The organism is Nocardia neocaledoniensis (assembly GCF_029868625.1).
GTDB classification, from domain to species: Bacteria; Actinomycetota; Actinomycetes; order Mycobacteriales; family Mycobacteriaceae; genus Nocardia; species Nocardia neocaledoniensis_A.
In genome coordinates this window covers 1-7361 of the sequence record NZ_JARWOJ010000149.1, presented here as the reverse complement: position 1 = coordinate 7361, position 7361 = coordinate 1, and the positions used below count along the sequence as shown (strand labels likewise).

Genomic DNA, 7361 nt, shown 5'->3' with positions numbered 1-7361 from the left:
CTGCTGACCAGGGGCGAGGCGATCGGCGCCGCAGTGCAGCAGCGCCAGACCCTGCTCACCCAGCTGCTCGACAACGTCGCGGAGATGTCGAAGTTGCTGCAGGACATGGGCATCGAGGACAACGGCGAGCTCGAGCGCGCTCATGCCGGGCAGGGACGGGGCCGCGGTCACCGCACCGGTGCCGGGCAGCAGTTCGGGACGCTCCCCCGCCGCCGCGCCCGCCGCCCACAGCGCGGCCCTGGGCGTCAGGGGAGGGGCGGGTTGGCGGAATCGTCGCCGTCGAAGTCGACGGAGGAGTATTCGCGGAGCTTGGTGAGGCGGTGGTAGGCGTCGATCATGCGGACGGTGCCGGACTTGGACCGCATCACGATGGACTGGGTGGAGGCGCCGCCGCCGAAGTAGCGCACGCCGCGCAGCAGGTCGCCGTCGGTGACGCCAGTGGCGCAGAAGAAGACGTTCTCGCCCGCGACCAGGTCGGTGGTGGACAGGACGCGGTCCAGGTCGTGGCCGGCGTCGATGGCCTTCTGGCGCTCCTCGTCGTCCTTGGGGGCGAGCATGCCCTGCAGTTCACCGCCGAGGCAGCGCAGCGCGGCGGCGGCGATGATGCCCTCGGGAGTGCCGCCGATGCCGACCAGGATGTCGACGCCGGACTCGGGGCGGGCGGCGGCGATGGCGCCCGCCACGTCGCCGTCGGAGATGAGCCGGATGCGGGCGCCCGCGTCGCGGGTCTGCTGGATGATCTCGGCGTGGCGGGGGCGGTCGAGGATGCAGACCGTGAGGTCGGAGACCGAGGACTGCTTGGCCTTGGCGACGCGGCGGATGTTCTCGCCGATCGGGGCGGTGATGTCGATCGAACCGGCGGCGTCGGGGCCGACGGCGATCTTGTGCATGTAGAACACGGCCGACGGATCGAACATGGCGCCGCGCTCGGCGACCGCGAGCACTGAGATGGCGCCGGGGGAGCCCTTCGACATCAGCGTGGTGCCGTCGATCGGGTCGACCGCGAAGTCGACCTCGGGACCGGTGCCGTCACCGACCGCCTCGCCGTTGTAGAGCATCGGCGCTTCGTCCTTCTCGCCCTCGCCGATGACGACGACGCCGCGCATGGACACGGAGCTGACGAGCTGACGCATGGCGTCGACGGCCGCGCCGTCCCCGCCCTCCTTGTCGCCACGGCCGACCCAACGGCCCGCAGCCATCGCTCCTGCCTCGGTGACACGTACCAGTTCCAGCGCGAGGTTACGGTCGGGTGCCTCGCGGCGGCTGGGGGCGGGCGATGATGCCGTCATTGCGGAGTGCCTCCTTGGCGTTGGTGTACGGGGGCAATTGTCGCATTACGAATCGGCACGGTCGTGCACGACTCCTGCGATGCCCCGTGGACGGCCTGGTCGGGCCCGAGTGGATACTGGTAGCCGTGGCCCAGCAGAAACACCGGATCTTCAACGACTACCGCGACCTGTTCTGGTCGCTGATCCCGTTGGTACTGATCGCGGTGGTGCTGGCGGGCGCGGCGAGCCAGTGCACGGTGGCGACCAACGGACCGACCCAGGGTCAGATCCCGCATTTCGACGCCGACGCCGCGCTGAAGTCCGACGCGAAGACGCTGCCGTTCCCGATCCGCAAGCCGGAGCTACCGCAGGGCTGGGTCTCGAACTCGGGCAGCCGCGACACGGTCGTCGCCGCGGGCGGCGGGCCGGTCAGCACGGTCGGCTACATCACCCCGCAGGGCACCTACATGCGGTACTCGCAGTCCTCGGCCACCGAGGAATCGCTGGCCAGGCACGTGCTCGGCTCGCGCTACGCGACCGGGACCCAGGATGTCGCGGGGCAGAAATGGGTGCTCTACACCGATCCCACCGAGGAACCGGCCTGGATCGCCGATCTGGGTGGCGTGCGGGTCCTGATCACCGGCGCGGGCAACGAGGCGGCGTTCACCACCCTGGCCGAGGCCGTCACCACCGCGACCCCGCTGGCCAAGTAGTCCAGCCCGCAGAACTGGCGGGTTCCTTCGGCCGACGACGGCGCCTAACGTCGCGGTCAGCGTCGTCCGGAGGAGTTCGCATGAAGAAGACCATCGCCGTCCTGGCCGTGACGGCCGCCGCCCTGCTCGCGCCCGCCGGTGTCGCCACCGCGGCGGCGCCGGAGGCCGCCCCCGTGGCGAGCGTCGACGAGGCGCTGTGCCGATTGATCCAGATGCTGAAGGCCGGATACGTGGACAGTTCCGGTGGCGGGCCGTGCGGCCTCGCCTCCGGCTCGGCCTAGGTCCGTCACCTGTCAGAGCCGGTCAATCGATAGGACCAGCCGTTGTTGGGCAGAGCCGTCGACAGGAGGAGATCGCCGGCGACGGCGTCGTCGAGCTTGCCCTGGGCGAGCAGGCCGTAGGGGTCGAATTCCTGTTTGAAGCTCGCCTCCTTCGGCCCCCACGGCTTCATGCCGCCCGCGCCGAGTACCGGGGTGTGCGGACTGGCGATCGACAGTCCGGCGGCTTGCAGCCGCTCGGTGACCTCCGCGAGGTGCGTGCGGCCCTGAAAGGCGAAGACCGGCGACCCCTGACAGGACAGACCGCCGTCGATCCGCTTCATCTCCACATGCAGCGGACCGAGGTCGGCGAACTCGCGGTGCACCCGCACGATCGACTCGTAGAGATCTCCGGTCGGGTACAACGCCATCAGCCCGACGAGGTTCTCGTCGTGCCGCTGATAGTGCAGCAGCGAATGGCCCCAGGTGAATTCGTACAGCGGAACACCGTAGGCCCCCTTGCCCTCCAGGCAGCGATAGCGGATGCGTCCGCCGTTCGCGCGCACCAGATCCTCCACCTCGGTCACCGACTGCACGGCCACCATCACCAGCACCATCGACTCGCCGTCGGGCACCAGGCCGGACAGGCCGGAGAAGTAGCGCGGTAGCGGGTGCGCGTGCGGGGACACCACCTTCTTGAGCACGCCGTCGCTGTGGCAGACGTCGACCGAGAAGCGGGCCGCCTGCTCGAATTCCGGGAACGAGATCACCAGTTCGTGCCACTCCCAGGCTGGCGCGACCGGCAGTTCGACCTCGGTGATGATGCCGTTGGCGCCGTAGGCGTGGTGCACGCTGTTGACATCGCGACCGCGCACCTCGATCAGGCGCGGATGTTCTTCCACCGTCATCACTTCCAGCGCGGTGATATTGCCGGTGTCGCGCAGGATGCCCCACTGACAGCTGCCGACACCGGCGTGCCCGCCCGCGATGTAGCCGCCGATGGTGGCCTTCTGCGCGGACGACGGATGCATGCGCAGTTCCCAGCCGGACGGGCGGATCGCCGCGTCGATATCGGCGACCACGGTGCCGGTGAGCGCGCGGACGGTGGTCGGCAGCCGACGGCCACGGACGCCGTGCCAGCCGATGACCCCGGCCAGCGCGGTGACATCGATCACCGCGCCCCCGTTCAGCGGCACACCCTGGCCGAACTGCCCGGAACCCGCGCCGCGCACGGTGATCGGGACGCGGTGCCGGGCGCAGGCCGCGACGGCGGAGCGCAGCTCGTCCTTGTCGCGCGGGGCGATGAAGATCTCGGCGTTGCGGCCACGCAGCAGGTCGCGCAGCATCGGGTTCTGGACGAACCGGTCGCGGCTCTTGGTGCGCAGCCTGCGGGTGTCGGTGGAATGGGCGATCGCGCCGAGGTCCGCGCACAGTCGGGCGATCGCCCCGGCCTCCCGGTCGACGAGAACTGGCACGGCGCCTCCACGACTGCTCGATATCCGACGGCACCAGCGTGCCCGGCCGGTGTTTCGGCGTCGTAAAGGCGGAATTGGCCCCGGGTAACGGGGCTGGTCAGTCCTCGGTGGGTTCGGCGTGCGAGAGGGCCGCCTCGACCCGTTGCCGCGCCCCGGCCAGGTGCTGTTCGCAGCGGGTGGCCAGTGCTTCGCCGCGCTCCCACAGGGCCAGCGAGTCGTCGAGATCGAGACCGCCCTGCTCGAGCATCTTGACCACGTTCACGAGCTCGTCGCGCGCGCGTTCGTAGCCGAAACCGGCGATCTCGGCGAGGGTGTCGGTGTCGGAACCGGCGTCGGGCACGGTCAATTCCCCTTGTCGTCGGTGGTGGGTGTCAGGCGCTGGGTACCCAGCGCGGCGGCGCTGACCGCGCCGTCGGCCACCCGGATGCGGAGCTGGCTGCCCGCGGGCGCGTCCTCGATGGTGCGGACGACGTGCCGTTCCGGACCGGCGACCCGTTGCACGACAGCGTAGCCACGCGCCAGCGTCGCGGCCGGACCCACCGCCGTGAGCTTCTCGCGCAGGTGCGCGGCGGCGGTCGACTCGGTGCGCAGCGTCTGCTCGACGGTGCGCCGGGCCGCCAGCCGCAACCGCTCGACCTCCTCGTGGCGGTGCCGCAACTCGCGCAGCGGGTCGGCGAGGACCGGGCGCGAGCGCAGCTGGGCGATGATGTGCGTCTCGCGCTGCACCCAGCCACGCAGCGCGGCGGCCGAGCGGGCGCGCATCTCGCGCACGCCGGCGAGTTCGGCGGCGGCGTCGGGGACGATCCGTTTGGCCGCGTCGGTCGGGGTGGCGGCGCGCACGTCGGCGACGAGATCGCTCAGCGGTGAGTCGGGTTCGTGGCCGATCGCGCTGACGATCGGCGTGGTCGCGGCCGCGATGGCGCGGCACAGCGCCTCGTCGGAGAACGCGAGCAAGTCCTCGGTGCTGCCACCGCCGCGGGCGAGCACGATCACGTCGACGGCCGGGTCGCGGTCGAGCGCGGACAAGGCCTCCAGCATCTGCGGCACCGCGGTCGGTCCCTGGGTGGCGGTGTTCTTGACGACGAAACGCACTGCGGGCCAACGACTCTGGGCGACGGTGAGCACATCGTGTTCGGCAGCGCTGGCCCGGCCGGTGATGAGCCCGACGGTGCCGGGCAGGAACGGCAGCGGTCGCTTGCGTCGCTCGTCGAACAGGCCCTCCGCCGCCAGCAGCGCCTTGAGCCGTTCGATCCGCGCGAGCAGCTCGCCGATGCCGACCGGGCGGATCTCGGTGACGCGCAGCGACAGCGTGCCGCGGCCGGTGAAGAACTGCAGCTTGCCGTAGACCACCACCCGGCTGCCCTCGGTGAGTGGAACGGGGCTGCGTCGCAACAACTCCGGATCGCATGTCACCGACAGCGACATGTCCGCCGAGGTGTCACGCAGCACCAGGAACGCCGTGCGGGTGCCGGGGCGCAGATTGATCTGGGTGACCTGCCCCTCCACCCACACACTGCCGAGCCGATCGATCCACTGCGCCACCTTCACCGCGACCGAGCGCACCGGCCACGGCTGGTCCGCCGAACTGCCCGGTGCGCCGGGCTGCGCGGCAGCGCCGGAGCCGTCCTCAGTCATGCCTGTAGGTATACGCGGCGGTACCGACACACACAAAAGTGGCCGCAACCGGCGACGATTGCGGCCACTTCGTGACGGGGGAGGCTACTGGGCCTGAACGGTGGCGATCCGGTTGGTCAGCATGGTGACGAACGGCGCGCGGGCGCGGGTCTGCTGCTCGAAGGCCAGCAGCTGGGCCAGTTCCTCGACGGTCAGCATCCGCAGCCGGGCACGCAGCTGGGCCAGCGTCATCGACGGGTAGTCGTAGCGGACGGCGACCTCGGGGGCCTCGACCTCCGCGGGCTCCTCGGCCACGTCGTCCTCGTCCTCGAGCACCAGCAGCGACGCGGGCGCCGCCTTGCCGTTGTGCTGCTCGGCCGGGGCATCCTCGGTGTACAGATCGAAGCGGCTGGCGTGGCCGTTGGTGGCCGCGACCGGCTCGGGCGCGAGGTCCTCGTCGAAGGTGGCCCACTCCGGCTGTTCCTGCGGAGCGGAGCCGAGACGTTCGAAGACGAGATCGCCCTTGAGCGCGAGACTGGTGACGAACTGCTGCACGTGCATGGTGGTCTGCAGCACGCGGCTGATCGCGGTGATCGGGAAATTGACCGCGGCGACAGGTAACCGCCTGGTCTCTTCTAAGGCATAGACCGCGGCGCCTGCGGCGACCCTGGCCAGGAACGGAGGACGGAACATGGTCCCAGCCTGCCGCAAACCGCGTGTGATGCAAAGGTCCACACCGCCGGGATGTGACCTATGCCCCTCCCACCGCCCTGATCGCGCCCATCCGGCGCACGTAAGCTGTGGGATATGACCTCGGCAATCCCCTTGAACGTCGGTATCGCGCGCTCACCCGGCGCGTCCGCTGCCGGTGGCAAGCGCGTGCTGCTGGCCGAGCCGCGCGGCTACTGCGCAGGCGTCGACCGTGCGGTCGAGACGGTGGAGAAGGCGCTGGAGAAGCACGGCGCCCCCATCTATGTCCGCAAGGAGATCGTGCACAACCGGCACGTAGTGGAGACGCTACGTGAGCGCGGCGTGATCTTCGTCGACGAGACCGACGAGGTGCCGGAGGGCGCGCTCGTCGTGTTCTCCGCGCACGGCGTCGCGCCGATCGTGCACGAGACCGCCGCCGAACGGAACCTGCGCACCATCGACGCGACCTGCCCGCTGGTCACCAAGGTGCACCAGGAAGCCAAGCGCTTCGCCCGCGACGACTACGACATCCTGCTCATCGGCCACGAGGGCCACGAGGAAGTCGAGGGCACGGCGGGCGAGGCGCCCGAGCACGTGCAGCTGGTCGACGGGCCCGACTCGGTGGACAAGGTGACCGTCCGCGATCCGTCGAAGGTGATCTGGCTGTCGCAGACCACGCTCTCGGTCGACGAGACCATGGAGACGGTGAACCGGTTGCGCGAGCGCTTCCCGACGCTGCAGGATCCGCCCAGCGACGACATCTGCTACGCCACCTCCAACCGGCAGACCGCGGTGAAGGCGATGGCGCCGGAGTGCGATCTGGTGATCGTGGTCGGCTCGCGCAACTCGTCGAACTCGGTGCGGCTGGTCGAGGTCGCCCTCGGTGCCGGCGCCCGCGCCGCCTACCTGGTCGACTACGCCCGCGAGGTCGACCTCGCGTGGCTGGACGGGGTCCAGACCATCGGCATCACCTCGGGCGCTTCGGTGCCAGAGATCCTGGTGACCGGTGTGCTCGACCTGCTCGCCGAGCACGGCTTCGGTGAGGTGCAGCCGGTGACCACGGCCAACGAGACCCTGGTGTTCGCGCTGCCGCGCGAGCTGCGCACCTCCCGTCGCAACGCCTGACCCGATCTTCAACGAAGAATCCCCGTCGCGATCGCGGCGGGGATTCTTTCGTCTCACACGGTGTCGGGCCTGCGGCGCTCGGTGCGGCCGGTGTCGGCACGGTCGCGGTAGCGCACGTTGGGCTGCGGGTGCGGCGGTGCGTCCGGGCGGCGGCGCGGAGTGCGGACCGGCTCCGGCTTGCGCGGGGCGGGGTTGACTCGGTTCGGGGTGTTGGTGACG

General features: G+C 70.5%; 8 protein-coding genes. 3 read left to right on the top strand and 5 right to left on the bottom strand.

The annotated features are described in order from the left end of the window. Positions 1-245 precede the first annotated feature (245 nt). Positions 246-1289 (bottom strand): class II fructose-bisphosphatase, encoded by a 1044-nt coding sequence (gene glpX, locus QH270_RS10980; protein ID WP_280340646.1) that lies wholly within the window; start codon positions 1287-1289, stop codon positions 246-248. A 125-nt stretch (positions 1290-1414) separates the two neighbouring features. On the opposite strand from glpX, the gene QH270_RS10975 reads away from it, so the two are divergent. Together QH270_RS10975 and QH270_RS10970 are read left to right on the top strand one after the other, a co-directional pair. Next, positions 1415-1981, top strand: a complete 567-nt coding sequence (locus QH270_RS10975; protein ID WP_280340644.1) for a DUF4245 domain-containing protein — start codon at positions 1415-1417, stop codon at positions 1979-1981. An 80-nt stretch (positions 1982-2061) separates the two neighbouring features. After that, on the top strand, positions 2062-2262 hold the full coding sequence (locus tag QH270_RS10970) for a hypothetical protein (protein ID WP_280340642.1): 201 nt from the start codon (positions 2062-2064) through the stop codon (positions 2260-2262). Positions 2263-2267: 5 nt separating this feature from the next. Here the strand turns inward: QH270_RS10970 and QH270_RS10965 are convergent, their stop codons facing one another. The 4 genes from QH270_RS10965 to QH270_RS10950 form a co-directional block, all read right to left on the bottom strand. After that, positions 2268-3713, bottom strand: a complete 1446-nt coding sequence (locus tag QH270_RS10965; protein WP_280340640.1) for an FAD-binding oxidoreductase — start codon at positions 3711-3713, stop codon at positions 2268-2270. 97 nt (positions 3714-3810) lie between these two features. Next, positions 3811-4053 carry an exodeoxyribonuclease VII small subunit gene (locus QH270_RS10960; RefSeq protein WP_233000613.1) on the bottom strand — a complete coding sequence of 81 codons (243 nt, stop codon included), beginning with the start codon at positions 4051-4053 and terminating at the stop codon, positions 3811-3813. Between the two features lie 2 nt (positions 4054-4055). Next, positions 4056-5348: an exodeoxyribonuclease VII large subunit gene (gene xseA, locus QH270_RS10955; protein ID WP_280340638.1), complete on the bottom strand. Its 1293-nt coding sequence runs from the start codon at positions 5346-5348 to the stop codon at positions 4056-4058. Between the two features lie 84 nt (positions 5349-5432). Further along, entirely contained in the window at positions 5433-6020 is a 588-nt protein-coding gene (locus QH270_RS10950) for a lipid droplet-associated protein (protein WP_280340636.1), read from the bottom strand. 114 nt (positions 6021-6134) lie between these two features. On the opposite strand from QH270_RS10950, the gene QH270_RS10945 reads away from it, so the two are divergent. Continuing rightward, positions 6135-7142, top strand: a complete 1008-nt coding sequence (locus tag QH270_RS10945) for a 4-hydroxy-3-methylbut-2-enyl diphosphate reductase (protein ID WP_280340635.1) — start codon at positions 6135-6137, stop codon at positions 7140-7142. The last annotated feature ends 219 nt before the right edge of the window (positions 7143-7361 follow it).

What these genes read in the sequence shown, in the direction of transcription:
- glpX (WP_280340646.1), bottom strand. Translation starts at nt 1,289, where the DNA reads ATGACGGCATCATCGCCCGCCCCCAGCCGCCGCGAGGCACCCGACCGT.
- QH270_RS10970 (WP_280340642.1), top strand. Translation starts at nt 2,062, where the DNA reads ATGAAGAAGACCATCGCCGTCCTGGCCGTGACGGCCGCCGCCCTGCTC.
- xseA (WP_280340638.1), bottom strand. Translation starts at nt 5,348, where the DNA reads ATGACTGAGGACGGCTCCGGCGCTGCCGCGCAGCCCGGCGCACCGGGC.
- QH270_RS10950 (WP_280340636.1), bottom strand. Translation starts at nt 6,020, where the DNA reads ATGTTCCGTCCTCCGTTCCTGGCCAGGGTCGCCGCAGGCGCCGCGGTC.
- QH270_RS10945 (WP_280340635.1), top strand. Translation starts at nt 6,135, where the DNA reads ATGACCTCGGCAATCCCCTTGAACGTCGGTATCGCGCGCTCACCCGGC.